This window comes from Hylemonella gracilis str. Niagara R (genome assembly GCF_000600295.1).
Taxonomy (GTDB): Bacteria; Pseudomonadota; Gammaproteobacteria; order Burkholderiales; family Burkholderiaceae_C; genus Hylemonella; species Hylemonella gracilis_A.
The window spans coordinates 3,313,080-3,340,026 of sequence record NZ_JEMG01000001.1 but is presented as its reverse complement, the minus strand read 5'-3'; the positions used below and the strand labels follow the sequence as shown (position 1 = coordinate 3,340,026).

The 26,947-nt window shown below is 60.3% G+C and carries 28 protein-coding genes; 21 read left to right on the top strand and 7 right to left on the bottom strand.

From position 1 onward, the window contains the following. Window positions 1–10 precede the first annotated feature (10 nt). From AZ34_RS18570 to AZ34_RS15190, 3 genes are all read left to right on the top strand, one after another. On the top strand, window positions 11–148 hold the full coding sequence (locus AZ34_RS18570; RefSeq protein ID WP_197026573.1) for a hypothetical protein: 138 nt from the start codon (window positions 11–13) through the stop codon (window positions 146–148). Between the two features lie 348 nt (window positions 149–496). Continuing rightward, the gene (dbpA, locus tag AZ34_RS15195; protein WP_035609577.1) at window positions 497–1,903 is read left to right on the top strand and encodes an ATP-dependent RNA helicase DbpA; all 1,407 of its coding nucleotides are present in this window, start codon (window positions 497–499) and stop codon (window positions 1,901–1,903) included. Window position 1,904: 1 nt separating this feature from the next. Continuing rightward, window positions 1,905–2,666 (top strand): RNA pseudouridine synthase, encoded by a 762-nt coding sequence (locus tag AZ34_RS15190; protein WP_081767249.1) that lies wholly within the window; start codon window positions 1,905–1,907, stop codon window positions 2,664–2,666. A gap of 105 nt (window positions 2,667–2,771) precedes the next feature. Here the strand turns inward: AZ34_RS15190 and AZ34_RS15185 are convergent, their stop codons facing one another. Next, on the bottom strand, window positions 2,772–3,686 hold the full coding sequence (locus tag AZ34_RS15185) for a LysR family transcriptional regulator (RefSeq protein ID WP_035609575.1): 915 nt from the start codon (window positions 3,684–3,686) through the stop codon (window positions 2,772–2,774). Window positions 3,687–3,803: 117 nt separating this feature from the next. Here AZ34_RS15185 and AZ34_RS15180 point away from each other — a divergent pair, with 117 nt between their 5' ends. The 8 genes from AZ34_RS15180 to AZ34_RS15145 all read left to right on the top strand — a co-directional run bounded on the left by AZ34_RS15180 (window position 3,804) and on the right by AZ34_RS15145 (window position 11,940). Beyond that, a complete protein-coding gene (locus tag AZ34_RS15180) occupies window positions 3,804–4,229 on the top strand; it encodes a GlcG/HbpS family heme-binding protein (RefSeq protein ID WP_035609572.1) in 426 nt (141 codons plus the stop codon). A 60-nt stretch (window positions 4,230–4,289) separates the two neighbouring features. Next, on the top strand, window positions 4,290–4,562 hold the full coding sequence (locus tag AZ34_RS15175; protein ID WP_035609569.1) for a hypothetical protein: 273 nt from the start codon (window positions 4,290–4,292) through the stop codon (window positions 4,560–4,562). 43 nt (window positions 4,563–4,605) lie between these two features. Continuing rightward, entirely contained in the window at window positions 4,606–5,637 is a 1,032-nt protein-coding gene (locus AZ34_RS15170; protein ID WP_035609566.1) for an amidohydrolase family protein, read from the top strand. Beyond that, the gene (locus tag AZ34_RS15165; protein ID WP_035609563.1) at window positions 5,634–6,542 is read left to right on the top strand and encodes a VOC family protein; all 909 of its coding nucleotides are present in this window, start codon (window positions 5,634–5,636) and stop codon (window positions 6,540–6,542) included. Before AZ34_RS15170 ends, AZ34_RS15165 begins: the two co-directional genes overlap by 4 nt. An 18-nt stretch (window positions 6,543–6,560) precedes the next feature. Next, the gene (locus AZ34_RS15160; protein ID WP_035609561.1) at window positions 6,561–7,424 is read left to right on the top strand and encodes a fumarylacetoacetate hydrolase family protein; all 864 of its coding nucleotides are present in this window, start codon (window positions 6,561–6,563) and stop codon (window positions 7,422–7,424) included. Between the two features lie 2 nt (window positions 7,425–7,426). Next, window positions 7,427–8,992: a bifunctional 3-(3-hydroxy-phenyl)propionate/3-hydroxycinnamic acid hydroxylase gene (locus AZ34_RS15155; protein WP_051509923.1), complete on the top strand. Its 1,566-nt coding sequence runs from the start codon at window positions 7,427–7,429 to the stop codon at window positions 8,990–8,992. A gap of 46 nt (window positions 8,993–9,038) precedes the next feature. Continuing rightward, complete coding sequence (locus AZ34_RS15150) at window positions 9,039–10,022, top strand: Bug family tripartite tricarboxylate transporter substrate binding protein (protein WP_051509921.1); 984 nt, start codon at window positions 9,039–9,041, stop codon at window positions 10,020–10,022. A 187-nt stretch (window positions 10,023–10,209) separates the two neighbouring features. Continuing rightward, on the top strand, window positions 10,210–11,940 hold the full coding sequence (locus tag AZ34_RS15145; RefSeq protein WP_197026572.1) for a tannase/feruloyl esterase family alpha/beta hydrolase: 1,731 nt from the start codon (window positions 10,210–10,212) through the stop codon (window positions 11,938–11,940). Window positions 11,941–11,970: 30 nt separating this feature from the next. Here AZ34_RS15145 and AZ34_RS15140 read toward each other — a convergent pair whose 3' ends face one another. Further along, window positions 11,971–12,891, bottom strand: coding sequence for a LysR family transcriptional regulator (locus tag AZ34_RS15140; RefSeq protein WP_035609557.1), 921 nt, complete (start codon window positions 12,889–12,891; stop codon window positions 11,971–11,973). Window positions 12,892–13,051: 160 nt separating this feature from the next. Here AZ34_RS15140 and AZ34_RS15135 point away from each other — a divergent pair, with 160 nt between their 5' ends. Next, entirely contained in the window at window positions 13,052–13,444 is a 393-nt protein-coding gene (locus AZ34_RS15135; RefSeq protein WP_035609555.1) for a RidA family protein, read from the top strand. Here the strand turns inward: AZ34_RS15135 and AZ34_RS18450 are convergent. Continuing rightward, window positions 13,441–13,683, bottom strand: a complete 243-nt coding sequence (locus AZ34_RS18450; RefSeq protein WP_197026571.1) for a hypothetical protein — start codon at window positions 13,681–13,683, stop codon at window positions 13,441–13,443. The genes AZ34_RS15135 and AZ34_RS18450 overlap by 4 nt on opposite strands. A 25-nt stretch (window positions 13,684–13,708) precedes the next feature. On the opposite strand from AZ34_RS18450, the gene AZ34_RS15125 reads away from it, so the two are divergent. After that, a complete protein-coding gene (locus AZ34_RS15125; protein ID WP_197026570.1) occupies window positions 13,709–14,485 on the top strand; it encodes a phosphatase PAP2 family protein in 777 nt (258 codons plus the stop codon). Here AZ34_RS15125 and AZ34_RS15120 read toward each other — a convergent pair. Further along, window positions 14,482–15,786, bottom strand: coding sequence for an NAD(P)/FAD-dependent oxidoreductase (locus AZ34_RS15120; protein ID WP_035609553.1), 1,305 nt, complete (start codon window positions 15,784–15,786; stop codon window positions 14,482–14,484). The genes AZ34_RS15125 and AZ34_RS15120 overlap by 4 nt on opposite strands. 45 nt (window positions 15,787–15,831) lie before the next feature. Next, entirely contained in the window at window positions 15,832–17,016 is a 1,185-nt protein-coding gene (gene metK / locus AZ34_RS15115) for a methionine adenosyltransferase (RefSeq protein WP_035609550.1), read from the bottom strand. A 142-nt stretch (window positions 17,017–17,158) separates the two neighbouring features. Between metK and AZ34_RS15110 the strand changes: the two genes are divergently transcribed. Together AZ34_RS15110 and AZ34_RS15105 are read left to right on the top strand one after the other, a co-directional pair. Beyond that, entirely contained in the window at window positions 17,159–17,995 is an 837-nt protein-coding gene (locus AZ34_RS15110) for a lysophospholipid acyltransferase family protein (protein ID WP_035609547.1), read from the top strand. Continuing rightward, window positions 17,995–18,864: a lysophospholipid acyltransferase family protein gene (locus tag AZ34_RS15105; protein ID WP_035609543.1), complete on the top strand. Its 870-nt coding sequence runs from the start codon at window positions 17,995–17,997 to the stop codon at window positions 18,862–18,864. Before AZ34_RS15110 ends, AZ34_RS15105 begins: the two co-directional genes overlap by 1 nt. Here AZ34_RS15105 and AZ34_RS18115 read toward each other — a convergent pair. Continuing rightward, window positions 18,858–19,472, bottom strand: a complete 615-nt coding sequence (locus AZ34_RS18115) for a YrbL family protein (protein ID WP_081767247.1) — start codon at window positions 19,470–19,472, stop codon at window positions 18,858–18,860. The two genes, AZ34_RS15105 and AZ34_RS18115, sit on opposite strands and share 7 nt — an antisense overlap. 269 nt (window positions 19,473–19,741) lie before the next feature. On the opposite strand from AZ34_RS18115, the gene AZ34_RS18110 reads away from it, so the two are divergent. The 5 genes from AZ34_RS18110 to AZ34_RS18095 all read left to right on the top strand — a co-directional run bounded on the left by AZ34_RS18110 (window position 19,742) and on the right by AZ34_RS18095 (window position 25,580). Then, window positions 19,742–21,088 (top strand): 3-deoxy-D-manno-octulosonic acid transferase, encoded by a 1,347-nt coding sequence (locus tag AZ34_RS18110; protein ID WP_081767246.1) that lies wholly within the window; start codon window positions 19,742–19,744, stop codon window positions 21,086–21,088. A 68-nt stretch (window positions 21,089–21,156) separates the two neighbouring features. After that, entirely contained in the window at window positions 21,157–22,164 is a 1,008-nt protein-coding gene (locus AZ34_RS18105; RefSeq protein ID WP_081767245.1) for an NAD-dependent epimerase, read from the top strand. 67 nt (window positions 22,165–22,231) lie between these two features. Further along, window positions 22,232–23,095, top strand: coding sequence for a glycosyltransferase family 2 protein (locus AZ34_RS15095; protein WP_197026569.1), 864 nt, complete (start codon window positions 22,232–22,234; stop codon window positions 23,093–23,095). 13 nt (window positions 23,096–23,108) lie between these two features. Beyond that, window positions 23,109–24,230: a hypothetical protein gene (locus tag AZ34_RS18100; RefSeq protein ID WP_081767244.1), complete on the top strand. Its 1,122-nt coding sequence runs from the start codon at window positions 23,109–23,111 to the stop codon at window positions 24,228–24,230. A 54-nt stretch (window positions 24,231–24,284) separates the two neighbouring features. Next, window positions 24,285–25,580 carry an O-antigen ligase family protein gene (locus AZ34_RS18095; RefSeq protein WP_081767243.1) on the top strand — a complete coding sequence of 432 codons (1,296 nt, stop codon included), beginning with the start codon at window positions 24,285–24,287 and terminating at the stop codon, window positions 25,578–25,580. Here the strand turns inward: AZ34_RS18095 and AZ34_RS15085 are convergent. Continuing rightward, window positions 25,551–26,255, bottom strand: a complete 705-nt coding sequence (locus AZ34_RS15085; protein WP_035609537.1) for a glycosyltransferase family 29 protein — start codon at window positions 26,253–26,255, stop codon at window positions 25,551–25,553. The genes AZ34_RS18095 and AZ34_RS15085 overlap by 30 nt on opposite strands. On the opposite strand from AZ34_RS15085, the gene AZ34_RS18445 reads away from it, so the two are divergent. After that, the gene (locus AZ34_RS18445; protein ID WP_155831836.1) at window positions 26,254–26,937 is read left to right on the top strand and encodes a hypothetical protein; all 684 of its coding nucleotides are present in this window, start codon (window positions 26,254–26,256) and stop codon (window positions 26,935–26,937) included. The two genes, AZ34_RS15085 and AZ34_RS18445, sit on opposite strands and share 2 nt — an antisense overlap. The last annotated feature ends 10 nt before the right edge of the window (window positions 26,938–26,947 follow it).

Genomic DNA, 26,947 nt, shown 5'->3' with positions numbered 1-26,947 from the left:
GGAGTCCATGATGGCAAAACCCAACTACCAATACGAAAAGCGCCAGAGAGAGGCCGCGAAGTTGAAGAAGAAGCAGGAAAAGGCACAACGTAAAGCGGCGCCGGTTCTGCCGACTGAAACCGAGCTGATTCCAATCGCAGCTCCGTGACGTTGGCGCAAGCACTCGCAAAATCGCTCGAGTGAAATCGCATGAATGCGTCACCCACCTTCCCGAACCTCCCGACCCATCAGACTTCTTAGATGACGGTATGCCCTGGCAGCAAGGCCCTTGGACTCCGGTCGACTCTGCGCAGGGCTCGCCGTCATCAGGGAAAAGTAGACGAGCAGGTATTCACCATCGACTCTAAACATACGTCATCCAGATGACGCACCGATTTCCCCTTTGCAGCGGTGGCCGTCTTTCACTTTGGAACCACAGCAGCTGGTTGCGTCCCGCAGTGGGCTCTGGTGATATGACACGACGCCTTTAAGCCGGCTTACTGCGTAAGATTCATTCATGACCTTGTCTACTACAGTCTCTAAAAGCTTCGACACGCTTCCCCTTTCTGCCGCAGCTCAGGAGAACCTTCGCCGGCTGGGCTACCTCGAAATGACCGCCATCCAGGCGGCCAGCCTGCCCGCCGCGCTGCAAGGCCGAGACGTGATCGCCCAGGCCAAGACGGGCAGTGGCAAGACCGCAGCGTTCGCCTTGGCCTTGCTGGCCAAGCTCGATGCGCGTCGCTTCGCGGTTCAGTCCCTGGTGCTGTGCCCCACCCGTGAGCTGGCCGATCAGGTGACGACCGAGATCAGACGGCTGGCGCGCGCAGAAGACAACATCAAGGTCGTCACGCTCGCCGGTGGCGTGCCGCTGCGCGGACAGGCCGCCAGCCTGGAGCACGGCGCCCACGTCGTCGTCGGCACCCCCGGGCGTGTGATCGACCACCTCGAGCGCGGCAACCTCGCACTCGATGCGCTCGCGACACTGGTGCTTGACGAAGCAGACCGCATGCTGGACATGGGCTTCGTCGACGACATCGTGAAGGTGGCCCGCAGGTGCCCGGCGCAGCGGCAGACCCTGCTGTTCTCGGCGACCTACCCGGAGGGCATTGCCAGGCTCGCCGCGCAGTTCCTGCGCGAGCCCGTGACGGTGAAGGTGCAAGCGCAGCACGGCAGTGAGCAGATCGAACAGCGTTGGTACGAGGTGCGCGAGGAGCAGCGGCTACCCGCGGTGGCGCGCCTGCTGGAGCACTTTCGCCCGGTCAGCACCCTGGCCTTCTGCAACACCAAGGCGCGCTGTCGCGAACTGGCCGAGTTGCTGCAGGCACAGGGCTACAGCGCGCTCGCGCTGCACGGCGACCTGGAGCAGCGCGAGCGCGATCAAGTGCTGGTGCGCTTCGCCAACAGCAGCTGCTCGGTGTTGGTTGCCACCGACGTCGCTGCGCGCGGCCTGGACATTGCGGGCCTCGCCGCCGTCATCAACGTGGACATCTCGCCCGATCCGCAAGCGCATGTGCACCGGATCGGCCGCACCGGTCGCGCCGGAGAGACTGGGCTCGCGCTGAGCCTGGCTTCCCTCGACGAGATGGGGGCGGTGGGGCACATCGAACAGCTGCAGGGCCAGCCTTCCGTCTGGCATGCGCTCTCCGAACTCACGCCGGCCTTGGGTGGGCGCTTGCTGCCGGCCATGGCGACCGTGCACATCCAGGCCGGGCGCAAGGAGAAGATCCGCCCGGGCGACGTGCTGGGTGCGTTCACCGCCGACCTGGGCTACACGCGGGAGCAAGTGGGCAAGATCGATATCAACGAGTTCGCCACTTACGTGGCGGTGGAACGTGGCATCGCGCACGAAGCGGTTGCGCGCCTGAACAGCGGGCGCATCAAGGGCCGGACCGTGAAGGCGCGGCTGCTGACGGACGGGGCATAGCATGGGCACGGGCACACCCGCTTCGAGTCCGCCATTGCCGGGTGCTGGTGCTGGTGATGCACAGCGCCTTGCCAAGGTGGTCGCTGGGCTGGTGCCCTGTTCACGCCGCGAGGCGGAGCAATACATCGTGGAAGGATGGGTGCGCGTGGACGGGCAGTGTGTTGACTCGCCGCAGGTGCGCGTCACCGCCAGCCAGCGTGTCGACATCGATCCGCAGGCGCGCTTGCAGCCCGTCGTGGCCGCGACCTTCCTGGTCCATAAGCCGGCGGGCATGACGACCGAAGCGGCGATGGACCTGCTCGCGGAGAGCAGTCACTGGAGCGGGGATGTCTCGGGTATCCGCCGCAGCAAGGCCCATCATCTCGGGCTCAAGATGCTACTGGCGCTGCCAGTGCAGGCGAGTGGCCTGTGCGTCTTCAGCCAGGACTTTCGCGTGGTGCGCAAGCTCACCGAAGACGCGGCCTTCGTCGAGCAGGAACTCGTCGCCGAAGTGCAGGGCGTGATCGCGCCCGACGGTTTGGCGCGCCTTGGCCATGGCCTGTCGCGGGACGGGCGGCCGCTACCGCCAGCGCGCGTGAGCTGGCAGAGCGAGACGCGCCTGCGCTTCGCGACGAAAGGCATCGCCCCGGAATGGACAGGGTGGATGTGCGCGCAGGTCGGCCTGGAACTTCGCGCGCTGCGGCGCATCCGTATCGGGCGCATCGCCATGGCGGGCCTACCGCTGGGGCAGTGGCGTTATCTGCCAGCGGGCGAGCGGTTCTAGCCACGCAGGCGTGCGCAGATCGGCTTCAGATGGCGCCGATGTGAGGATGCGTGGCGCGCGGTCAAAAATGCGGGGGTCCGTCGTGACGAGTCGACCCGGCGCGGTTCAACTCACCTTGTCCTTGCGGAACATTTCGTAGACCAGCTTGCGCAGCCAGGTGTGGGCCATGTCCTTCTGGTAGCGCTGGTGCCAGAAAAGATGCACGTCGATGACGGGGGGCTTGACGGGCGCGTCCACGTAGCGCACTTCGCCGTGGTGGACGAAGAAATCGGCCAGGTCCTTGGGCACGGTGGCGATGATGTCGGAGTTCTCGACGATGGGCAGCAGGCTCATGAAGTGCGACAACTCGACGACCACGCGGCGCTGGATGCCCTTTTCCTGGATGAAGCGCTCGAACACATGCTCGCGACCGTCGGGGTGAACCACGGCGTGCGAGGCGGAGAGAAACTGCTTCATGCTCAGCTTCTTGCCGATACTGCTGTGCTGCTTGCGCAGCAGACAGACATGCGAGCTGCGAAACAGTCGCTGTTGGTAAAAGCCTGCCCGGTGGAGATCGGGGAAGTAACCGATGGCCAGTTCGGCCGCGCCTGATTCAAGCGCCGATGCCGCCATGTGGCGTGGCATGGCCAAGGTCTTGAGGTTCACGCCAGGCGCCAGCTCGGACAAATGCGCCAGCAGGCGCGGCAGGAAATTCATTTCGGCGATGTCAGGAGTGAGCAGCGTGAAGGTGCGCGTGCTTGTCGCTGGATCGAACATCGTCGGCAGCAGGATGTCTGATTCGATCGTCTGCACGACGCGGTGTATCGCACTACCCAGGCTCTCCGCGCGTGGGGTTGGGCTCATCTGCGCGCCCGATCGCACGAACAGGGCATCGTCGAAAAGCGTGCGCAGGCGTGCCAGGGCGGCGCTCATGGCGGGCTGGCTGAGTCCCAGGGCTTCCGCCGCGCGCGTCACGCTGCGGTGCTGGCGCATCGCCTCGAAAACAACCAGCAGGTTCAGGTCGACGGAACGTATATCCATGGCGTGGATTCTATTTATCCAAAAAATCGACTAGATGAATAGAAGGGCTCTCCCTAGACTGCGCCATCAAAGAACTGATCCGCGTCAATGCAGATCAGAAATAAAGAGGAGACCCGCTTGGAAACACTGACGCTGGAGCAGGCGCAGCAGATCATTGCTGGCGCATTGATCCATTCACGCGCGGCAGGCTACCAACCCATGGCCATCGCCGTGCTGGACGCCGCAGGCCATCTCAAGGCATACGCTGGCGAGGATGGCGCAAGCATGTTTCGCTTCGACATTGCCCGCGCCAAGGCCTGGGGGGCGGTGGGCATGGGCGTTCCCAGCCGTGTGCTGGGCGAGCGTGCCAAGGAAAACCCGAACTTCTTTGTTTCCCTGTCGTCCACATCGGGGGGGCGCTTTTTGCCCCAGACAGGCGCCGTGCTCATCAAGAGCGCGGCAGGACTGTTGCTCGGCGCGGTCGGTGCGAGTGGCGGCACCGGTGACCAAGACGAGGCGATTTGCATGGCGGGAGTCAAGTCCGCTGGGCTGCGGCATGACTGATGCCCGGGTCCGGCGCACGACCGGTCCGCACGCGAAGACCCAACGACAGAGGAGACAACCATGATTGATCGCCGTTTCATCCTGCTGGCTTGCACCGCGAGCCTGTTCCCGCCAGCCCGTGCCCAGACCGCGGGCACGGCCTCCATCGTCTCCGGCTTTCCGGCTGGTGGCATGGGCGACCATGTCGCGCGGCCGCTGGCCGGCGAGGTCGTGATATGCGCCGATGCCGTCGCCAGCGCCTTGGAGCGCGCCTTGGCTTCGGGTTTGCTGCGGTGTTGGACTGCCGTACCCGTTTCGTTCCGCATCCCTCGATGCCGGTGTTCGGCAGCATGAACCGCTACGGTTTTGATGCGCTGACTCGCGTGGGCGAGACGCAATGAGCGCTTGCAGCTGCCTAGGCGTGGATGTACACGCCCATGTCGTTCCACGCGAATTTCCCGCTTACCTGGGTGCCAGCGCCGCGCCCGCGGGCTGGCCGTCGATGGTGCCTGGGCAGGACTGCCAGCACCGCAACGTGATGATCGATGGCAAGAACTACCGCACGGTGACCGACAAGAGTTGGACCACCTCGCGCCGCCTGGCGGATTTCGAGGAAATGGGCCTGGCCGTGCAGGCGATTTCGCCCATGCCGGAGTTGCTGTCCTACTGGATGCCCACAAGCGCCGCCGCCCAGTTGGTGCGTTACCTCAATGAACAGATCGCGGGCATGGTGGCCGAATCCGCGGGCGGGCTGGTCGGCCTTGGCGCCGTGCCGCTGCAGGACATGGATCTGGCCATCTGCGAATTGAGTTACATCAAAACCTCGCTCGGCTTGAAGGGGGTGGAGATCGGCAGCAACATCAACGGCGTGGTCATGGGCGACGTGCGCTGGTTTCCCTTCTTCGAAGCCTGCGCCGCGCTGGACCTGTCGGTGTTCGTGCACGCGCTGCGTCCGGCCGGCATGGACCGCTTGGTCGGTCCGCCGCCCTTGCAGCAGGTACTGGCCTATCCCACCGACGTGGGCTTGGCGGCGGCTTCCGTGCTGACCGGCAATTTGATGTCCCGTGTGCCCTGCCTGCGCCTGGCCTTCAGTCACGGTGGCGGCACGCTGGCCATGCTGTTGCCACGGCTGCAGCAGGCGATCAGCGTATTCCCGTCGCTCAAAGACAGCGTGCGGAGGTCTCCCCTCGAGCAGGCACGCGAACTCTACTACGACACCTTGGTGTTCGATACGCCGACCCTGCAGCATTTGGTGCGGACCTTCGGCGCCTCACAGCTCATGGTGGGCACCGATTACCCCTTCAATTTCCACGACGCGCGTCCTCTGGAGCGTTGCCGCGCGGCCGACTTTGACGATGCCGTCATGGACCAGCTGACGCACACCAATGCTCGCCGTTTCCTTGGGCTCACGAAAGGAACTCTCCCATGACCCATGCCTCGTCCCTTGTCAGCGGCCTGCGCAGCGTTGCGCTGAATGTCCCCGACCTCGTGCTGGCCGAGAAGTTCTACACCGACACCTGGCATCTGAGCGTGGCGGCTCGCACCTCGGAGGGCTTGTATCTCCGGGCGACCGGGGCGGACCACCATGTGCTGGCCTTGCATCGCGCCGAGGGACCCGCGCGCATCCGCCATGTGACGCTGCGCGCGCGCAGCCGCGAAGCGCTCGACGAGGTGGTCCGACGGGCGCCGCAGCAGGGCGGCCGGGTGCTGACCCCGGCAGGGTCCGTGGATGAGCCCGGTGGAGGCATCGCGGTGACCGTGGCCGATGCCGACGGCCGTGCCTTCCGTCTGGTGTGGGACGACGCACGCCACGCCGACGCACGCGAGGAGAAAGACCGCCCCGTTCGCCTGGCCCATGCGGTGCTCAACTGCCACGACGTCGAGACTACACGGGCCTTCCTGGAGCAAGTCCTGGACTTCTCTCTGTCGGACCGCACGCGCATCATGGCTTTCATGCGTTGCGGCAATGACCACCACAGCATCGCACTGGGCGACACCGACAACGACGCCCTCAATCACATCGCCTTCCTCATGCCCGACCTGGACTCGGTCATGCGCGGCGGCGGCCGCATGAAGGACGCAGGCTACGGCATTCAGTGGGGGCCGGGGCGGCATGGCCCTGGCGACAACGCATTCAACTACTTCGTGGGGCCCTTCGACGTGGTCATTGAATACACCGCGGAGGTCGAACAGATCGACGACAGCTACCAAGCTGGCGGTCCATCGGACTGGACCTGGCCGCCTGGCCGCATCGACCAGTGGGGTATCGGCGTTTCGCCCACAACCCAACTCAAGCAGGCTCAAAAAGCCATTTTTTTCGAAACGAATTCCTGAGATTTTCCAAGGAGCACCATGCGCTACACCACATACATCGATCACGGCGAGCCGCGTCTCGGCGTGGTTCACAACAACGAGGTCATCGACCTGAACCGCGCGCAACCGCACATCAGCGCCGATCTGCGCGCCGCGCTCAAATCCGGTCAGAACCTCGACGCGGCCGCCAAGGCCGCCATTGCCTCCGCCGCGCCGCGCAGAAAGCTGGAAGACTTGGAACTCGCGCCCCTGCTGCCTGAGCCAGGCAAGATCGTCTGCCTGGGCCTGAACTACTACGACCACGCCAAGGAGGGAGGCCGTGAGAAGCCGGTCTACCCTTGGTTTTTCCTGCGCTGCGCCACGTCGCTGCTGGCCCACGGCAAGGCGGCCCTGCGTCCCAAAGTTTCCGAGCGTCTGGACTGGGAAGCCGAACTCGCCGTGGTGATCGGCAAGACCGCCAAGCATTGCACGATGGAAAACGCGCTCGACGCGGTCTTCGGTTATACAGTCTTCAACGACATCTCGGTGCGCGACTACCAGAAGAAGACGCCGCAGTGGACCATCGGCAAGAACTTCGACCGCACGGGCCCGCTGGGCCCCACGCTGATCACGGCCGACGAGCTGCCGCCCGGCGCGGTCGACCTGCGCATCCAGGCCCGTCTCAATGGGCAGGTCATGCAAGACGCCAATACCCGCGAGATGATCTGGGGCGTGGCCGAGACCATCCAACTGCTCAGCGAGTGCATGACGCTGGAGCCGGGTGACCTCATCGTCATGGGCACGCCCGCGGGCGTGGGCCAGGCCCGCACCCCACCCGTTTGGATGAAGCACGGCGACAAGATCGAGATCGAGATCGAGCGCGTGGGCTTGCTGCGCAACACCATCGAGGACGAGGCGGCTTGAACATGGGCACAGTGAGCAAGGCCGGACTGACCGCGCGCGACGCGGGAGTGTATGACGTCGCGATTGTGGGCTTTGGCCCCACGGGCGCCATCGCCGCGGGCTTGTTGGGCGCGCAAGGCGTGTCCACGTACGTCTGCGACAAATTGCACGATGTCTATGACAAGCCGCGTGCGATTGCGCTGGACCACGAGATCACGCGCCTGTTCCAGCAGATGGGCGTGGCCCAGAAGATCAAGCCCCATCTCGAGCCCTTCACCGATTCGGTCTATTACGGGATGGATGGACAAGTCATCAAGCGCATGTCCACCGTGACGCCGCCGTATCCGCTGGGTCACGTGCCCTCGGTCGTTTTCACGCAGCCGCCCGTGGAGCGCATCCTGCGCGCGCATGCGCAGTCCTTTCCCAACGTGACGGTCGAGCTCGGTCTAACCTTGACGCAGGTGACGCAAGACGAGCATGGCGCGCTGCTCGCGCTGCGGAGCGAAGATGACCGCTCCTCCAGCGTGCGGGCGCGCTACGTGATCGCTTGCGACGGCGCGTCGAGCCTCGTGCGCGGGCAAGTCGGCATCACGCTGGAAGATCTGGACTTCGACGAGCCCTGGCTGGTGGTGGACGTGCTGGTCAACGAGCGGGGCCTGGCCAAGCTGCCGACCACCAGTGTGCAGTACTGCACTCCCCAGCGACCCAGTTCCTTCCTGATCTGTCCGGGCAAGCACCGCCGCTGGGAAATTTCCATCAATCCCGGCGAAGACCCCAAGGAACTTGCGACACCCGAAGGCGCGTGGCGCCTGCTCGCACCCTGGCTCACGCCCGAGGACGGAACGCTTTGGCGCCAGGCCAGCTACCGTTTCCATGCCCTCGTGGCGGACGAATGGCGCAAGGGCCGTGTCTTTGTCGCGGGCGACGCCGCGCACCAGCAGCCGCCCTTTTTAGGCCAGGGCATGTGCCAAGGTGCACGCGACGTGGCCAATCTCTGCTGGAAGCTCGGGAGTGTGTTGCGTGGCGACGCCGGGGACGCGGTGCTCGACAGCTATGGCGTGGAACGCAAAGCCCACGTTGCCGAGCTGACGACGCGCATCAAGGCGATTGGAAAGATCATCAGCGAGCGCGATCCCGTTCGCGCTCGCGAACGGGATGCACGTCTGCTGGCCGAGTGCGGCGGCGTGGTCGGGTCCACACCGCGCCAGGATGTGCAGCCCGCGCTGCAATCCGGCTTGCTCGCCGCCGATGCGCATGCTGCGCGGGGCACCATCTTTCCACAACCTTGGTTGCACAAGGAGGGTGCCGATGCGGTGCGGATGGACGATACCCTGGGCTGCGGCTGGCGCCTCGTGCTGGCCGCTGACGCTGATGCCGCGCTGCAGGCGGCCGCGCGCGCGGCTGGGTTGCCGGGGCTGCGCACCGTGCAGCTCGGCACGCCCAAATTCACCGAGCGCGATGGCGTGCTTGCGGCATGGTTCCAGCACCATGGCGTGCGTGCCGCGCTTGTGCGACCTGACCACTACGTCTATGGCGTCGCAGCCAACGCCGTGGCGCTGAGTGAACAGCTGGCCGCCTTGCGGCTGTAGTGAGAGTGTGCTGAGTTCGACCACCATAACCACGAGGAGACAAAGAATGAAACGCAGAAACTACATCCAGGCCATCGTGCTGGCCGCGGTCGTGTCCACCATTCCTGGTGCCTGGGCTCAAGGTCCTGGCGCATGGCCCGACAAACCCATCAAGTTCGTGCTCTCTCAGCCACCGGGCTCAGGTCCTGACAACGTGGCACGTCTGCTGGGTGACAAGCTCAGCCGCTCGCTGGGCCAACCCATCGTGATTGAGAACAAACCTGGAGGGCAGAACGTGATCGGGGCGCAGGCAGCTGCCCAGGCCGCGCCTGACGGCTATACCTTCTACTTCGCGACCACGGCGGCCTTGGTGTCGAACAAATACTTGTTCAAGACCCTGCCTTACGACGCGCAGAAGGACTTCACGCCCGTGGCTTTCGTCGCCAAGAGTCCGTTCGCCGTGTTGGTCAAGGCTGAGTCGCCCATCCAGTCCATGCAGGATCTGATCGCGCGCTCCAAGGCCCAACCCGGCACGCTGGCCCTGGCCAACGAGGGCGGGCGCACATTCGGCGGCATCATCGCGCGCCTCATCAACGCACGCACCAAGATGCAGGTCAACCTCGTGGGCTACACCTCGGTGGGCGTGGCGGTACAGGACGTGATCGGCGGCCATGCCGACGCCGTGGTGGCCGATCTGGCTTCGACGGCTCAGCTCGTGCGCCAGGGCCGCCTGCGCCTGCTGGCGGTCACGTCGGCCAAGCGCGTGCCCGGTTGGGAGTCCGTGCCCGCCTTGTCCGAGCTGCTGCCCGGTTTCGAGATGGTGGGCTGGTTCGCCGTGGTCGCGCCAGCCGGTACCCCGGCGGCGGCGGTGCAGCGTCTCAACAAGGAGATCAATGCACTGCTGGCCGATACCGAGCTGGTGCAGCGCATGACGACCATGGGTCCGCTGGCCGAGGCACTGGGCACGCCCCGGCAACTGGCAACCTTCCTCGGCGCCGAGCATGAGCGCTGGGGCAGTGTGGCCAAGGAAATCGGCTTGTTGCCAGAGTGAGCGCTTCGAGCGTGGTCCATGGATCGGTAAGAGCGGCAGGGAAAGCCGGGCGGCCCGGGCCGCATCCGAGCTTACCCGTGGCCTGGGTTCCCCCGATTTTGAGGCGTCACCCAACTGCGTAGAGTGCAATCTAAAGCAACCTGACAGTTGTTAGGTTATGGATTCAGTCATTGCTTCAGGTGTCCTCATGAAAGATTTGCACCCATCGTCGTCGCTCGCGCAACGCCCGGCGCGCCTCTGGTGGGTCTTGCCCAGCGCCTTGCTGGCTGGCTGCGGTCTTTCGCCACTGTCCTCGTCCGGCCCAAGGTCGGTCCCCGTGATGGAGGCGGCCCGCCCCGGCCCCCTCCAGCAGTGCGAAACATTGGCGGGCCTGTTCTCGTATGCCGGGACGCGCCTCACCTCGGCAGCCAGCACGCCCGCGGGCGCGCTGACCGTGGGCGGCGCCCCGGTGGCGGAGCACTGCCTTGTGCGAGGCGCGATGAACGAGCGCGTGGGCATCGATGGTCTCGCGTATGCGATCGGTTTTGAGATGCGCCTGCCGCGACTATGGAACGGGCGTTTTTGGTACCAGGCCAACGGCGGCATCGATGGCAGCGTGGTTCCCGCCACGGGCCAGTTCGGCGGCGGCCCCGTGACCTCGGCCCTGAGCCAAGGTTTTGCCGTCATCAGCTCTGATGCTGGGCACGACAACCGCGTGACGCGCGGCCCTGGTTTTGGCCTCGATCCGCAAGCCCGCCTTGATTACGGGTACAACGCCGTGGCCGCGCTTACGCCCATGGCCAAGGCACTGATCGCGCAGGCCTATGGCCGGCCGCCGGACCGCTCCTACATCGGCGGTTGTTCAAACGGCGGGCGCCACGCCATGGTGGCCGCCGCGCGCCATCCCGAGATGTTCGACGGGTATCTGGTCGGTTCACCCGGCTACCGCTTGCCGCTGGCCGCCGTGGCCAACATTTATGGCGCGCAGCAGTACAAGCGCGTGGCCACCGATCCGAAGGATCTGTCCACTGCCTTCACCACGGCCGAGCGGCAGACCGTGGTCGACGCGGTGCTGGGCAAGTGCGACAGCCTGGACGGAGCGCGCGATGGGATGATCCAGGACACGAATGCCTGCGCGGCGGCCTTTGACCTGGCGCGTGACGTGCCGACGTGCAAGGGCGCGCGGGATGGCAGTTGCCTCTCGGCCGAGCAAAAGCGCGCGATCGGACCGATTTTCAGCGGCGCGACCACCAAGAACGGCCAACCCTTCTACGCCAGCTTCCCCTTCGATGCCGGTCTGGCCAGCGCCGATGTCGCGAGCTGGGAATTCAACGCGCCGCTGACGCGGGACTCGGGTGCGGTGGGCTTCATCTTCGCGACGCCGCCTTACGACCCCAAGACCTTCCAAGCGCAGGACTTCGTGCTGGCGGGCGATGTCGATGCGATGCTGGACGCCGTGCAGGCGCGGGGCGGCATGTTCACCCAATCGGCGATGGAATTCATGACGCCGCCGAATGACAGCGACCTCTCGAAGCTGCGGGCGCGGGGCGCACGCATGCTGGTCTACCACGGTGTGAGCGACGCGATCTTCTCGGTCAACGACACCGAAGCCTGGTACCGCCGCGTGCAAGCACGCGATGGCGCACAGACGGCCGATTACGCGCGCTTCTTCCGCGTGCCCGGCATGGCGCATTGCCGAGACGGCATGTCCACCGACCAGTTCGACGCCATCTCGCCGCTGGTGCGCTGGGTAGAGCAGGGCCAGGCGCCTGAGCGCATTGAGGCCCGCGCACGCGGTGCTGGCAACCCCGGTGGCGTCAACAAGGAACTGCCCGCCGACTGGGCGCAGGACCGTAGCCGTCCGCTCTGTCCTTACCCGACCGTTGCCCGCTATCAGGGGGGTGATGTGGAACAAGCCTCCAGTTTCCGTTGCCAGTGAGGCTGTAGCGGACCGGGGTCGGCGGTTCCGTCACCTTCGCGCCGACAGCGGCGCGTGGAGGGCCATCAACTCGACCACCCAGTCGATGAAGACGCGCAGCCGGGCACCCACATGGCGGTTGGGCGGATAGGCCAGGTAAAGCGGCATCGGGGCGATGGTCCAGTCCTCGAACAGCGGCACCAGTTCGCCCCGGGCCAGATGAGGTGCTGCCAGGTAGTGGGGCAGCCACAGCGCGCCCACCCCGGCCAGGCCGGCTGCCAGGTAGGCATTGCCATCGTCCACCGCGAGGGCGTAACGGCCGCGCACTTCCACGCGTTCGTCGTTGCGCTGCAAGCTGCAGGGCAGGATGCGTCCGGTGCTGGACCACAGAAAGCCCACAATCTGGTGCGGCGGCGCCTCCAGGTCACGGGGATGCGCGGGCATGCCGGTGCGCGCCAGGTAGGACGGTGCCGCATACAGCCGGATGGCCAGGTCGCCCACGTGCCGCGCCACCAGCGAGGGGTCGCCCGGTTCGCCGCCGCGGACCACGCAATCCACGTTCTCGCCGATCAGGTCGACCACCCGGTCGCTCACGCCCATGTGCACCTGGATGTCGGGGTAGCGCGCGTGGAAGTCCGGGAAGGCCGGCACCAGGATCAGGCGGGCCAGCGGGCTGGGCACGTCCACCCGCAGGCGGCCGCGAGGCGCGGCGGACGCGCTGCTCAGGCTGGTCTCGGCGTCCTGCATGTCGGCGAGCAGGCGCACGACCCGTTCGTAATAGGCGGCGCCGTCGGCCGTCACGTTCACTTGACGGGTGGTGCGGTTCAGCAGCCTGACCCGCAGGCGCGCTTCCAGCTGCTGCACCAGCTGGGTCACGGTGGTCTTGCTCATGTGCAGCGTCTGTGCCGCCTGGGTGAAGCTGCGGGTCTCCACGACGCGGGCAAAAGCCTGCATGGCATCGAAACGGTCCATGGCGGTTTTGGGGTGGCGAGACGGTTGGGTTGGGCTCGCAGTGCGTGCGGATTGTCCTGATTATGCAAATAGTCTTGGACAAACTTTGCTGTTTATTCAAACGGTTGTCTTCCCTACAGTGCCTGTTTCCGTCAATTCTTCACGCAATGAAAGGCATGTGATGACCCCACGCGATGTGGTTTTCCCCTCTGGGCGGCAGGCCCTGTACGAGCGCAACCGCTACTCGCCGGCTGTCCGGTCGAACGGTTTTCTGTTTGTTTCGGGCCAGGTCGGTAGCCGCGAGGACGGCTCACCCGAGCCGGAACTGGAGGCCCAGGTGCGCCGTGCCTTCGACAACCTGAACGCGGTGCTGAGCGCGGCCGGCTGCACCTTCGACGACGTGGTCGACGTGACCGTCTTCATCGTCAACCCGGAGCAGAACTTCGAGCGCATCTGGCACATCTGGCCGGAGTACTGGGGCGAGGCGCCGCACCCCACGCTGACCGGCATCGGCGTGACCTGGCTCTATGGCTTCCAGTTCGAGATCAAGGTGATCGCCAAGCTGCCGGTCTAAGCTGCGGCCGGAGGGATGCTGGCGGCAGGGAACTGCACACGCACGCTGAAGCCCTGGCCGTCCAGGTCCGTGCCCGTGACGATGGCCGCACCATGCAGGCGCGCGATGCCCGCGACCAGAGACAGGCCGATGCCACTGCCGCGCCCGCCGTTGCCCGGCACACGATGGAAGCGACTGAGACTGCCCCCTTCGCCACGCAGACCAAGGTGGGAGAAAATGCCGGATTCGATTAAATGCAAAGATCAAGTCCGGCTAGGAAAAAGAATGAGCGTCATATCCCCTTCTTCCATGTTTCCCAGGCTGCGCCGTGCGCGTTACCGGGAACTGCTGCAATTGCTGGCTTTCGCCCTGACCTTGGCGCTGCTGTTCAGCGTCTGGCCCATACTGGATCTGGCAGTGAGCAGCTGGTTCTACGCGGGCGACGGCCAGTTTCCGGCCAAGCAATGGGCTTGGGTGAGGGCGATCTACGACTACCCAAAGGCGGGGCAATGGTTGGTGGTGGCTGCCTTGTTGGCGCTGCTGTTGGGCCGCTTCCTGCCCGGGCGTTGGCGTGTGACGCGTCCCTGGCGGCGGCGCTGCCTGGCGTTACTGCTGGCTGCCGCGCTGGGCGTGGGTTGGTTGGTGCATGACGTGGTGAAGGAGGTCTTCAACCGTCCGCGCCCGCACCAGACGCAGGAGTTGGGGGGGGACTACAGCTTTGTGCCGATTTTGCAGCCCGGTGTGCAATGCAAAGACTGCGTGTCTTTCGTCAGCGGCCATGCTGCAGGCGGTTTTGTCTACATGGCCTGGGGCCTGTTTGGGGCGCCCGCGACGCGTCGGCGCTGGCGTCGTATAGGCTGGTTGGCGGGAGGTGTCCTTGGCGCGGTTCGCATCCTGCAAGGCGGGCATTTCCTCAGCGACGTGCTGTTCGCCGCGGTGGTGATGTGGTCTTGTTGCTGGCTGTTGCGCGAGCTGTGGTTGCGGCTCGCCTGCTGGCGTCGATCACGCAGGCTGAAGGCCAGGGCGCGCAGGCTGGCGCCCGTGGTCGGCGCTCAGGGCTAGATGCCCAACCTGTCGCGCAGGCTGTAGTACCAAGCGCCCAATGCGGTGAGTGGTACCCGGAACAGCCGACCGCCAGGAAAGGGGTAGTGCGGCAGGGCGCCGAAGGCGTCAAAGCGTTCGGCCTGGCCGCGCAGGGCCTCGGCCAGCACCTTGCCCGCGACGTGGGTGAAGGTGACGCCGTGACCGCTGCAGCCTTGTGAGTAATAAATGTTGTCGCCCAGTCGGCCCATCTGCGGCAGACGCGAGAGCGTGAGCAAGAAGTTGCCGGTCCAGGCGTAGTCGATCTTCACGCCCTGGAGTTGTGGGAAGGTCTTGAGCATCTTGGGCCGGATGATGGCCTCGATGTCCGCCGGGTCCCGCGCGCCATAGACAACGCCGCCGCCGTACAGCAGGCGACGCCCGCGTCCCTGGTCATTGGCTGAGAGACGGAAATAGTCGAGCAGGTAGTTGCAGTCTTCCACGCAGTAATCCTGCGGCAGCAGGGTACACGCCAGATCCTCGGGCAGAGGCTCGGTGGCAATGACCTGAGTGCCGCAGGGCATGGACTTGGCCGCAAGCTCGGGCAGCAGGCCGCCTAGATAGGCATTGCCTGCCACGACCACGAAGCGGGCCCGCACCTGGCCTTGCGGCGTGTGCACGACGGGTGCTGCCTGCGCGGAGCCCCGGTCGATACGGATGGCTGGGCTGTGTTCATGGATCACGCCGCCCAGCGACACTATTGCATCTGCCTCGCCCAGGGCCAGGTTGAGGGGGTGGATGTGGCCGCCGCCATGGTCCAGTGCTCCGCCGATGTAGCGCTCGGTGGCGACTACGCCGCGGATGGCTTGGGTGTCGAGTAGTTTCAGCTGGGTGTAGCCGTGGCGGGCCCAGAGCTTTTGTTGGGCTTCCAAGTGGCGCATCTGCTTGGCAGTGAAGGCAGCGAACACGCCGCCGTCCTTGAGGTCGCAGGCAATACCGTACTTGGCCACGCGCTCGCGGATGATGCGTCCGCCCTCGAAGGCCATGGCGGCCAGCAGGCGGGCCTGATCAGCGCCGACCTGCCGCTCGATGGTGTCGATGTCTCGGCTGTAGCTGTTGACGATCTGACCGCCGTTGCGGCCGGAGGCGCCGAAGCCGACCTGGACGGCTTCGAGCACCGTGACCTTGAAGCCCTGCTCCAGCAGGTGCAGCGCGGCGGACAGGCCCGTGTAGCCTGCGCCGATGACGCAGACATCGGTGTCCACCTTCCCGACCAGCGCCGGGTACGCCACCCGGGGGTGGCGAGAGGCGGCGTAGTAGCTGTGTATGTGCTGCTGTGGCATCGGCGAGTTCAGTAAAACGGGCTCCCGTGCCACCCGTGCCGATGCTTACTTCAGGCCGGCCGCCGCGCGGAGGGCGGCAGCCTTGTCCGTGCGTTCCCAGGTGAACTCAGGCTCCTCGCGGCCGAAGTGGCCGTAGGCGGCGGTCTTCTGGTAGATCGGGCGCAGCAGATCCAGCATCTGGATGATGCCCTTGGGACGCAGGTCGAAGTGTTCGTTCACCAGTGCGGCGATCTTGTCGTCAGCGATGACACCCGTGCCTTCGGTGTAGACCGTCACGTTCATGGGCTTGGCCACGCCGATGGCGTAGGCCACTTGCACCTGGCATTGCTTGGCCAAACCCGCGGCCACCACGTTTTTGGAGACGTAGCGGGCGGCGTAGGCGGCCGAGCGGTCCACCTTGGACGGGTCCTTGCCCGAGAACGCGCCGCCACCGTGCGGGCAGGCGCCGCCGTAGGTGTCGACGATGATCTTGCGACCGGTCAGGCCGCAATCGCCTTGCGGGCCGCCGATGACAAAACGGCCGGTCGGGTTGACCAGGTAGCGCGTGTCCTTCAGCCATTCCTTGGGCAGCACGGGCTTGATGATCTCCTCGATCACGGCTTCGTAGAAGCTGGCCTTGAGCTTGGTCGCGCTTTCGCTCTGATCGGGGCTGTGCTGGGTCGACAGCACCACTGTGTCGATGCTGTGCGGCTTGCCGTCCACGTAACGCATCGTCACCTGGCTCTTGGCGTCCGGGCGCAGGAAAGGCAGCTTGCCGCTCTTGCGCAGTTGGGCCTGGCGCTCGACCAGACGGTGCGCGTAATAGATGGGCGCCGGCATCAGCTCGGGCGTTTCGTCGCAGGCGTAGCCGAACATCAGGCCCTGGTCACCGGCGCCGGTGTTCAGGTGGTCGTCGCTGGCATGATCCACGCCCTGGGCGATGTCGTTCGACTGCTTGTCGTAGGCCACCAGCACGGCGCAACCCTTGTAGTCGATGCCGTACTCGGTGTTGTCGTAGCCGATGCGTTTGATGGTGTCGCGCGCGGTCTGGATGTAGTCGACGTTGGCGTTGGTGGTGATTTCACCCGCAAGCACCACGAGGCCGGTGTTGGTCAGCGTCTCGGCGGCGACCCGGCTCTTGGGGTCTTGGGCGAAAATTGCGTCGAGGATCGCGTCCGAGATCTGGTCTGCCACCTTATCCGGGTGACCTTCAGACACGGACTCGGAAGTGAAGAGAAAGTCGTTCGCCATTGAATAAACTCCGGTATTTGCCGCCGCGCCGGCCTGGAGTTCAGGGCGAACGCTTTAGCAGAATTGTTTTACGTCGCCCTGCAAGTTGCTCATTTAACTCAGCGACCAGGGCATTCTAGCCTGGAAATTTCGTCCTCTCTTCATGATCCTCCTGTTCCGTTTTTTGTCTCGGTGGCCCTTGGTGCTGCTGCATGTCCTGGGCTGGTTGCTGGGTTGGCTGGTGTTCGGAGTGTCCCCGGCGTACCGGCGCCGGTTTGTCGCCAACATCCGACAGGCCGGCCTGAGCTGGCGGCAGGCAAGCGCGGCCGTAGGGCAAACGGGCTGCATGGTGCTGGAAACCCCGCGTCTGTGGTTTGGCCGGCCAGCACGGGTACAGTGGGCAGCAGGAAGCGACGTGGTGGTCCAGCAGGCATTGGACGCGGGCAAGGGTATCCTGATATTGACGCCCCATCTGGGCTGCTTCGAAAGTATTCCTCAAGAATACGCCCGACGCTTCGGTGCGCAACAGCCCATCACCGTGCTCTATCGTCCCTCGCGTCAGCCCTATCTGCGTGAGATCGTGGCAACCGCACGCCAGCGTGAACATTTGCTGACCGCGCCCACTACCATGGGTGGCGTCAAGCAGATGCTCAAGGCTTTGCGTGCGGGGCAATGTGTCGGTCTGCTGCCAGACCAAGTGCCTCCCGAGGGGCTCGGCGTGTGGGCGCCCTTCTTCGGGCGTGAGGCCTATACCATGACCCTTTCAGCTCGGCTGGCGCAGCAGACCGGCGCTGCGGTGCTGTTGTTTCGCGGCGAGCGTTTGAGCTGGGGACGGGGCTATCGGCTGCATGTCCAGGCTTGGCGGCAATCATTGCCCGATGATCTGGTCGCTGCAGCTACTGCCATCAATCAGGCCATGGAGACAGTGATACTGAATAGTCCTGGTCAGTATCTCTGGGGCTATTCTCGATACAAGCAACCGCGTAAGGAGTCGGTCTGATGTGGGCGAAAGTGGGGATCTGGTGCATGCGCGTGATTGCACCCTTGCCGTTAGGGTGGGTGAGAGCTTTGGGGTCCGTCCTGGGCCATGCGCTGTATCTGTTCATGGCATCCCGGCGCCGCATCATCATGATCAACTTGGCCTTGTGCTTTCCGGAGCAGCCGCTGGCGCAAAGGCGCCGCTGGGCACGGGCTTGTTGTGTCTATTTCGCGCAGACCCTGCTGGACCGCGCTTGGCTCTGGCATGGCCGACCGGAAGTGGTGCGTCAGCGCTTGCGTTTGACTGGTGCAGCCCATGAGCTTGACGGCGACATGCCCACTGTGATTTTTGCGCCGCATTTTTTTGGCCTGGATGCGGCCGGTACGGCGTTGGGTCAGCAAATTGATCGGCGTTTTGCCAGCATCTACCTGCCACAGCGCAACAAGGTGTCCGATGCGTGGCTGCGAGCTGGACGCAAGCGATTCGGCGACGTGCAATTGTTTGAGCAGAAGGATGGAAGCCTCAAGAGCATCATCGCTGCAGTGCGCGCTGGAGGGCTCCTATATCTGCTGCCTGACATGAACTACGGGCGCAAGGATTCAATTTTTGTCCCATTTTTTGGCGTGCAGACTTCCACTGTGCCTTCACTGCCGAGGTTTGCCCGGCTGGGTCGTGCCAAGGTCGTACCTGTGACAGCGCGCGTGACTAATACGGGGTACGACATCGAAGTGCATCCTGCCTGGACCAATTACCCCACCGGGGACGAGAACGTGGATACGACGTTCATGAATCGCTGGTTGGAGGGCGTCATTGCCACCATGCCTGAGCAGTATTACTGGGTGCACAAACGATTCAAGACCCGGCCGCGAGGCGAGAAAAGAATCTACTGAGCATTGGATAAGACTGCTTTCTGAGCTACAAGAGCTTGGATTTTCTGCAGCATGACCTTGCGTCGAATTTTGATCTTCTGCCGCGCCCTCCAGTATTCATATGGGCGGAAGAAACAAGCCAAGCGATATGGAAGTGCCGTCAGATTGTAGGTGCCCAAGCCATCAATGAGAACCAACCATTCACCTGACGATGGGTGCCCGCTGATCACAAAGTTCTGAGGTCTGGCGTCGAGAACGATCACGCCGTGCTCAGTCGCCCAATCGAACGCGTCGCTGACAAGTTGGGTTGCCCTATTTTCGTCCACCAGACCATTGAGTATCGCAAACCGCAAGTCGGGAGCGGGTGTGCCATCAGGGGTAAGGATCAAATCCGTCACAAGTCCTAACCCATGATTAGTGTTCACCCATCCATGGCTACGCGGCAGGTGTCTGCTTTGCACGCCACGAGCTGACAAGTGGCGCAAGTAGTGATGCTCGTTGGCGTTGTCGTTCTTGCTTGCGCCAGGAATGGAAACCTTAACGCACAAAGACAAATCTAGCGGGTGACGCCAGCACATTCGATACCGGCCGGCCGCGAATTTTTCAGTCAGGATCAGTGGGGGGGACATTTTGCGTGTCTCGACCAGAATGTCGTCAATCGGTCAAAGTGGAAGATTGTGAGTCAAGCAGCTTCGCCTAGCAGATGCAACTATCTATGACTTGTAGTAATTGCACATGGCATGACAGCCTGAGATTAGCCGCAGATACCATCGTACACTAGCCTCATGATCGATTCTTATAACTCGATGTCGTTGTTAACGCTTGTATCTCTGTGCAAAATAAAGCGGGATGGCACTTCGCAGGGTATGTCGCGCGGCATCAGCGCTTGAGGCGAACGATGAGTCAATCTGCTTTTCGAGCGGCCTGGGGAAGCCCCAGATATTTTCTCTGGACGATAGGGGCAATCCTATGTTTTCCATTGCTATTGCTTGCCGAGCTAACTGGCCGTAAAACATACAAAGGGGGCTTGTTCAGGCGCATCTGGCCGCGTCATGTACCGAAACAGATCGGTGAACCTAGTGTCATCGGGCCATGCATCGCGATGGTATTCAATGGTGTTGGCGAGATGGTGATGGCTGATCACATCACGCAATCAATACGAGCGGCGTTCAAAAATATCCGGATTGTCTGGGCGCCAGTCAATCACGAAATTATTGAGCGCAGTCGAGCACTTGGACGAAGAGAGGAGATAGTTACCACCCCCCAAGATTGGGCAGGAGGTGTGCAGCGCTGGTTGGAACTTGCTCAGCCGGATATCGTCGTGTTTATTGAGCGCCCTTTGTTCTATGGGCTTGCATTATGTGCAAACCGGTTTGGGGCCAGAGTTTTGCTTGTCAATGGTGAAGTACGGCGCTTGCCCCGAAGGCTCAGTCCTCGTCGCTTTGGGCTGATTTCCACCCTTCATAGTTTTCATCGACTTAATATGAGAACGGAAGAGCGTGCCGCGATGTTGCGTCCCTTCCTTCCCTCCGGTGCATCTGTCGATGTGACCGGTAGCATCAAGTTCGGTATGACTACCTTTTCACTGTCGACAACACAGCAGCAGTCATTGCGGGAGTGGATCATGGCAGGCAGCCACGGCGCCCTATTGATTGCCGGCAGCACGTCGCCAGGTGACGAGGAAATCGTACTGCAGGCTTTTCGGGATGCCAGCTCTGGGCAGGCAGCCACGCTGTTGCTCGCACCGCGCCGTACCGATCGTTGTGACTACGTCGAAAAGCTTTGTACTTCTGCGGGGCTCAGCATTGCCAGGCGGACACAAGGCACACCAAAAGGAGTCGTGGATGTTCTTCTCCTGGACACTTGGGGGGAATTGGGGGAGGTCTATCGGTTTGGTGTGGCCGCATTCATCGGCAACACATTCCATGGCAGCGGGCACAATGTGCTGGAGCCTGTATCAGCAGGAATACCTGTTGCATATGGTCCCCAACGCGGTGTCTTCAAAGAAGAGCAATTAGCGGTTGAGGCTGCGGGGCTCGGGTTTCGTGTTTCAGGTGCAACTGAGCTAGCGGAATTCTGGCTAAAAATCCTAAACGACAGATCATTCAGGACAACTTGCAGTCGGTCTGCAGAGAGTTTCTTGGCGGACAACACGGCCCCAATGTCAAGAACGCTGGACCTGATTTTTCAAGAAATTCGAAGAGTGGAGAAGTCCGGCCGCTCAGTGTCGGGAAAAATGATTTGAAGCAATGTCGATGATCACTTCAGCTCGGTCCATTTAAAACACACGCTTTAAAGATTGCTCGCAAAGGTATGAACATCTTAGTCACTGGTGCGGCCGGGTTCATCGGCTTTCATTTGGCGCGTAAGCTTCTCCTAGAAGGGCATCATGTCAAAGGCATAGATAACCTCAATGCCTACTACGATCCTGGGCTCAAAAGTGGGCGGTTGCAACAACTGGAAAAATTCTCTGGTTTTTCTTTTGAGCAGATAGACATTGCCGATCAGAGTCTTGTTTCAAAATTGTTTGCGCAAAATCAGTTTCACCGTGTATTGCACATGGCAGCACAAGCTGGGGTGCGCTACTCGCTTGAGAATCCACACGCCTATGTCAGCAGCAACTTGGTGGGCTTTCTTAATATTTTGGAGGCGTGTCGACACAATGGCATTGCTCACCTCGTTTATGCCTCTTCCAGTTCAGTATACGGTGCAAATCAGAGCGTACCTTTCAGTGAAAACATCAACGTTGATCACCCCGTTTCACTGTACGCTGCAACCAAGAAATCTAATGAACTGATGGCGCATTCCTACAGTCATCTTTTTGGTCTGCCAACCACAGGATTGCGATTCTTTACGGTGTATGGGCCATGGGGAAGACCTGATATGTCACCTATTCTCTTTGCGCAAGATATTTGTAGAGGGAAACCACTCAATATTTTCAACTACGGTAAGCATAAAAGAGATTTCACCTATGTTGAAGATGTCGTCACCGGTATCGTGGCGGTGATGGAAAAAATCCCTAAGGGGAATGAGGCGTGGTCAGGCTTTTTGCCAGATCCTGCAACAAGTCGAGCCCCTTGGAGGATCTATAACATCGGCAACAATCGACCTATCGAGCTGCTCTATTTCATCGAGCTGCTCGAAAAAGAACTCGGGCGCAGCGTGGAAAAGAACTTTTTGCCCATGCAGTCTGGCGACATGGAGTCTACGCATGCAGATGTGGATGCATTGCAGCTTGAGGTTGGATACGCTCCTTCAACTTCTATAGAAGAAGGACTTCGTCAATTTGTTGATTGGTTCAAATCTTATTACAAGTATTAATCAACTGATTATTCTGATAATTTCAAAAATCATTGAATCAGAAGGCTAAGAGTTTATGAAGCTGGTAATGACCTTGTTGGTGAAGAATGAACAGGATATTGTCGAAAACAACATCAGGTTCCACGCAATGCAAGGTGTGGACGCCTTTCTCGTCATGGACAACGGCTCGGAAGATGGCACGGTCGAAATTCTGAAAAGATTGAGCATGGAGTATGAGCTCACCATTGTTGAAAATCCTTCGACTTCGTATCAACAAAAGGAATGGATGACAGCCTTGGCCAAACGCGCCCGCAAGGAAATGCAAGCTGATTTGGTCATAAGCAACGATGCGGATGAGTTCTGGAGTACGCGCGACGGCAGTTCGTTGAAAAGTAAACTGTCCATGAAAGACACGGTCGTCACTGTCCGTCGATACAACTTCGTTCTTGATGAGGGTAGTGAAAGTGAACGAGACGCGTATATCACCTGTTGCAATCGCGTCATCAATCCCATTCTCTATGGCACTCACGACTATGAGCTGCAAAAGAAGATGTCCATGCCGCTGCAGAAAATCAGTCCAAAGGTGATTGTCAATCCCCGAGGACTGAGGAGGATCAGCGGTGGAAATCATCGTGCTGATCATCTTTTTTTCTGGCGTGATCGTTTTTCAGATGACATTGTTGTGGATCACTATCCGATTCGGAGTTTTACGGAGTTTGAAAGCAAAATTCTGAATCGTCAGCGTTTACGCCTTAGGCATCCAGAGCGAAAACAGAGTGCCCACTATCTTCGCTGGCTATCTAGTTTGGATAAAGGTGAACTGATGCAAGAGTACCGTCAAATGCAAATCAGCAAACAAGAGCGTGATGTTTTGTTGCGATTGGGTGTGCTCGATCATGTTGAGCCGACTGCGCTAGCTCGCTGGCATGCGGCTTGGAAGGTTAGCGCATGAAAGTATGTAGACGATGGTGATATTCTTTGCCAATACCCGGGCATCCGTAAGCTATTTCAACAAGCTGGCTACTTTCATTAGCGGTTCCTCGTTGGTGTACCGCCCCAGGGTGCTGGCTGTACCTGCTTGGCGTGCTCTTCTAGATATGCCTAGGAGCCTCTTGATTGAGTATCTTTCTCGCTCAACCAAAGAATTCCAAGCGCATCACCAGCGATTGCCAGGGGTTCTTTGGACAATTCGTCAGTGGCTTGCCGCGCATTGGCACTATGCGTGTGATAGAAGGTTTCTAGATCGTGTCACTCCGACCATGGTCGTGGTTTGGAACGGTTTACAGCCACGCCGCTCCATATTCGTTGCTGTCGCTCAACATAACCGTGTTCCTTGTGTCTACATGGAGAATGGCCTGTTGCCCCAGACCACCGTATGTGATGGTCAGGGTGTGAATGCAAATAACTCGATGCCTCGCGATCCGGATTTTTATCGTCGCCTTCCTTTGGCCCCAGAACCTGAGCAGATAAATTTGACTGTGCGAGAAGTGCGGGCAACTCGCCAGATATCCGGCAAGAGTCTTCCCGATCGCTATATCTTCGTTCCGTTTCAAGTGGATTTCGATACGCAGATCGTATTGTTTTCTCCATGGGTGAGGGATATGCGGGGCTTGTTCCGAGAGATGTTGGAGCAGTCTCATGCCATGGGTTCTACTCAGTTGGTATTCAAGGAGCACCCATCAAGCAAACGTGACTATCGGCATCTGCACGACATGCTCCCGCCTGGGAGAGGAATCTTTGCGAACGAATATGCCACGCAGACTTTGATAAAAGGCGCGGAGGCTGTAGTCACCATCAATTCGACGGTGGGAATTGAAGCGTTGCTATTCGGCAAGAAAGTGGTCGTGCTGGGTGACGCGTTTTATGCCATCCCGGGATTGACGCTGTCTGCGCGCGACTCCAAAGAATTGGCGTCGGCATTGGCTCGACTAGATCAATTCACTCCTGATGAAATTCTGCGGAGGAATTTTCTTGCCTATTTAAAAGAACACTACCTGATCTCGGGATCTACGAGAACGGCAGATATGGAACATTGTCGGTTGGTTAAGGAGCGGTTTGATGTAATCCTGCAGGCAAATAAAGGTTAATTCGCTTGTAGTGCGCGGATTGTTTGTTTGTAGTTTCGGCATGAAGAGTATTCGATGCATTTTACGCACATAACTTTTTCCTATGATTCTTGGCGAAAGTGCTTATTAGGAGTTTCCTTTTTTTCAGTTTTTGGGTTGCTTTTTTGGCAAGGAGGTCGACTGCCAATTACGGACCTTCTCATTCTACTTACAGTAGTAACAGCCTTTTCTAATGCTGAGGCACGCGCAGCTATCTGGAGTCTCTTCTTTAAACGCCAAGATCCTGATATCCGTTGGGTTGCCTGGCCCTACTTAATTTGGTTCTTAGCGAATATTCTCTCTTGGGCGGTTTCTGCCTCAGAGTTTTCAAATTTCCCTCATTGGACACTTCGTTTTCCATTGGCTCTTTGTATCCTCGCATTGGCTTCGCAAGAGCGCTTTGTTTCACGATATCTGCTGGTTGGTATCTGTGTCGCAGCTGTGAGTGCGGCGGGACAGGCCGCCTGGGATTTGTATCTAGACAAGTCTCGTGCCACGGGGCTAATGAACAAGTCCATTGATTTTGGCAATTGGTGTGCTCTGCTGGGAATGCTTTTGATAATGGCGGCGGCGTTGGCGAGTCATGTTCGTGCTGGTTGGCGGCTTGGATTGTTGTTGTTGAGTATTTTGCCTCTAGGGGCTAGTCTTGTTTCCGCGACCCGTGGCTCGCTCCTTGCGTTGCCCGTGCTGGCTTTGATATTGATCTTCTTACGTAAAGATCGCTTTCATCGATGCATAGTGGTACTTGGAGTGGCATTTATGTTGCTTGCCGGTGCTCTTTTTTTCACATCATCCACAATGCATGAACATCTGCGCCTTTCGGAGGCGAAGCAGGATATTGCGGAGGCTAGCGAGAAAAACTATGCGACTTCCATCGGCGCCCGATTTGTGATGTGGCAAGCTGCTCTGGAAATGTTCAAGAAGAATCCGGTTTTGGGCGTTGGTCCGGGAGTTTTTGAACAAGAGCTTGCCGGTTTGCTAGAGACCAACGTACTCCCCCCTATTCAGAAGGTATTTGGTCATGCACATTCAGATATTCTGCACACACTCGCAACGAACGGTGCGATTGGGGTGGCAGCTTATTTTTTGCTTCTGATAGGACAATTACGATTTTTTGGGCGCTCGCTTGCTATTTCCAGCAAGGTAGGAAATGCCAATCAGCGAGTTTATGCGGCGGCTGGAATCTTGGTGGTTGGGGCTTGGTTCTGTTTTGGTCTGACGGACTCAAATGTCGTCAAGAAAATTCATAGCTCTGCCTTTCCTTTATTGGTCTGTGCGTTGGCTACACAGTTGAAATCAATCTCACCTCCGACGAAACAGTGTGTCAATTAGTCGATGCATGCAACGCAAAACCCAACTTAAAATTGTGTGCATCGGAGTTTTCGGTTCTAAATTTCTATTGCCGTGCTTTCTTATTTCCAGGCATGAATAGGCGGCGCAGAGTTCTTCCACCCACACTTCTTCCGCATGAAAATCATGCGGCTTGTTCTTCGGCAGACGTTTTTCGTAAAAAGTCTTGGTCTTGAAGAAATCGAAGCCATACAGCCGAACCCGTGACGGCTTGCAGTGCTTGACGACCAAGTTGATGACCATGGCGCCAGTAGTGGGGCGCGCCTGTCTATCACCCAGGGCGCCTACCTCTTTTTGCAAGACCTCCCAGAATTCCACTGGATGCAAAAAAAGCTTGCGGCGAAAGTCTGGGCTGTAATTTGGCAAGCTTCTACGCCTGGGAGTCATCCACATGGCATAGATCGGTGCGAAGTATTCTTGTACTTCGTGCTCATTCAGCGCGACTGAGCCCGCCCAGATTGTGGTTTTGCTGCCCTGGGCGACAGGATTCTTGATACATCCGTGGTTGATGCGTATCACCACCTCGTGCGCGTCAATCTCTGCACCCAGCCTGTCATTAAAGATGCTGCTGGCATTTCCAATGATCGCAACAGATTTCCCAGACAGAAATGATTGCAATTCGACGAGACTGAGGTTGTCGGTAGAATCTGCTTCCATGTCTGCAGGGTCCTTGTTTCCATCTATTATCGTCTTTGACGACCTGCGTTTGATGCAGGAATCTCTCTATATTGGTGACTCCCCATATCAAGTTTCAGTCGGCGCATGGGCTTTTTGGGTCCCCGCTTTTCGGGTCAAGATTCTGCACGCATTCGGCGGTCAAGCGCATTGCTTGGCGAGTTCGGCGCCTCCGCGAGAGCAATTACTGGCAGGAAAATTCACCATCCCTGATGGTGGCCGCTATAGCACGAAGGACTGGCACGATGCCTTGTCCAAGAATGTTCTGCAACGTGCAGCAGAAAACTTCCTGGCCGCCCAGCGTTTGCACGCGGCAGGTCTAGGCCCTGCAGCACTGGGTGTTTGCCTCGTCAGGCGTTTTCAAGCTTGGTATGCGTCGGAGCCTGGTTACACCGCAGGTATCATGGTTGAAGACCTGAACCTTCTTCCTCGTAAATGGAGAAAGGTCACTGCTCAGCAGATGCTTGATGCAGGTGTACGGCCCGATCGGATCCTTTCCAGCGTGCGGCAGCAGATTCGTGGCTATGTGAGCGACTTGAATTCAGTCGTTGGTGTGATGCCGATCGACGCGGAGCATGATATTCAGAGATTGACAGTTGTCTTGCGCGATTGCCTGCGAACTTGCGAGAGCGGGAGCGAAGTGGTATTTGTTTCTCGTGCGTAGAGGTCGGCGT

What these genes read in the sequence shown, in the direction of transcription:
- AZ34_RS18570 (WP_197026573.1), top strand. Translation starts at nt 11, where the DNA reads ATGGCAAAACCCAACTACCAATACGAAAAGCGCCAGAGAGAGGCCGCG.
- dbpA (WP_035609577.1), top strand. Translation starts at nt 497, where the DNA reads ATGACCTTGTCTACTACAGTCTCTAAAAGCTTCGACACGCTTCCCCTT.
- AZ34_RS15190 (WP_081767249.1), top strand. Translation starts at nt 1,905, where the DNA reads ATGGGCACGGGCACACCCGCTTCGAGTCCGCCATTGCCGGGTGCTGGT.
- AZ34_RS15185 (WP_035609575.1), bottom strand. Translation starts at nt 3,686, where the DNA reads ATGGATATACGTTCCGTCGACCTGAACCTGCTGGTTGTTTTCGAGGCG.
- AZ34_RS15175 (WP_035609569.1), top strand. Translation starts at nt 4,290, where the DNA reads ATGATTGATCGCCGTTTCATCCTGCTGGCTTGCACCGCGAGCCTGTTC.
- AZ34_RS15170 (WP_035609566.1), top strand. Translation starts at nt 4,606, where the DNA reads ATGAGCGCTTGCAGCTGCCTAGGCGTGGATGTACACGCCCATGTCGTT.
- AZ34_RS15165 (WP_035609563.1), top strand. Translation starts at nt 5,634, where the DNA reads ATGACCCATGCCTCGTCCCTTGTCAGCGGCCTGCGCAGCGTTGCGCTG.
- AZ34_RS15160 (WP_035609561.1), top strand. Translation starts at nt 6,561, where the DNA reads ATGCGCTACACCACATACATCGATCACGGCGAGCCGCGTCTCGGCGTG.
- AZ34_RS15155 (WP_051509923.1), top strand. Translation starts at nt 7,427, where the DNA reads ATGGGCACAGTGAGCAAGGCCGGACTGACCGCGCGCGACGCGGGAGTG.
- AZ34_RS15150 (WP_051509921.1), top strand. Translation starts at nt 9,039, where the DNA reads ATGAAACGCAGAAACTACATCCAGGCCATCGTGCTGGCCGCGGTCGTG.
- AZ34_RS15145 (WP_197026572.1), top strand. Translation starts at nt 10,210, where the DNA reads ATGAAAGATTTGCACCCATCGTCGTCGCTCGCGCAACGCCCGGCGCGC.
- AZ34_RS15140 (WP_035609557.1), bottom strand. Translation starts at nt 12,891, where the DNA reads ATGGACCGTTTCGATGCCATGCAGGCTTTTGCCCGCGTCGTGGAGACC.
- AZ34_RS15135 (WP_035609555.1), top strand. Translation starts at nt 13,052, where the DNA reads ATGACCCCACGCGATGTGGTTTTCCCCTCTGGGCGGCAGGCCCTGTAC.
- AZ34_RS15125 (WP_197026570.1), top strand. Translation starts at nt 13,709, where the DNA reads ATGAGCGTCATATCCCCTTCTTCCATGTTTCCCAGGCTGCGCCGTGCG.
- AZ34_RS15120 (WP_035609553.1), bottom strand. Translation starts at nt 15,786, where the DNA reads ATGCCACAGCAGCACATACACAGCTACTACGCCGCCTCTCGCCACCCC.
- metK (WP_035609550.1), bottom strand. Translation starts at nt 17,016, where the DNA reads ATGGCGAACGACTTTCTCTTCACTTCCGAGTCCGTGTCTGAAGGTCAC.
- AZ34_RS15110 (WP_035609547.1), top strand. Translation starts at nt 17,159, where the DNA reads ATGATCCTCCTGTTCCGTTTTTTGTCTCGGTGGCCCTTGGTGCTGCTG.
- AZ34_RS15105 (WP_035609543.1), top strand. Translation starts at nt 17,995, where the DNA reads ATGTGGGCGAAAGTGGGGATCTGGTGCATGCGCGTGATTGCACCCTTG.
- AZ34_RS18115 (WP_081767247.1), bottom strand. Translation starts at nt 19,472, where the DNA reads ATGTCCCCCCCACTGATCCTGACTGAAAAATTCGCGGCCGGCCGGTAT.
- AZ34_RS18110 (WP_081767246.1), top strand. Translation starts at nt 19,742, where the DNA reads ATGAGTCAATCTGCTTTTCGAGCGGCCTGGGGAAGCCCCAGATATTTT.
- AZ34_RS18105 (WP_081767245.1), top strand. Translation starts at nt 21,157, where the DNA reads ATGAACATCTTAGTCACTGGTGCGGCCGGGTTCATCGGCTTTCATTTG.
- AZ34_RS15095 (WP_197026569.1), top strand. Translation starts at nt 22,232, where the DNA reads ATGACCTTGTTGGTGAAGAATGAACAGGATATTGTCGAAAACAACATC.
- AZ34_RS18100 (WP_081767244.1), top strand. Translation starts at nt 23,109, where the DNA reads ATGGTGATATTCTTTGCCAATACCCGGGCATCCGTAAGCTATTTCAAC.
- AZ34_RS18095 (WP_081767243.1), top strand. Translation starts at nt 24,285, where the DNA reads ATGCATTTTACGCACATAACTTTTTCCTATGATTCTTGGCGAAAGTGC.
- AZ34_RS18445 (WP_155831836.1), top strand. Translation starts at nt 26,254, where the DNA reads ATGTCTGCAGGGTCCTTGTTTCCATCTATTATCGTCTTTGACGACCTG.
- AZ34_RS15085 (WP_035609537.1), bottom strand. Translation starts at nt 26,255, where the DNA reads ATGGAAGCAGATTCTACCGACAACCTCAGTCTCGTCGAATTGCAATCA.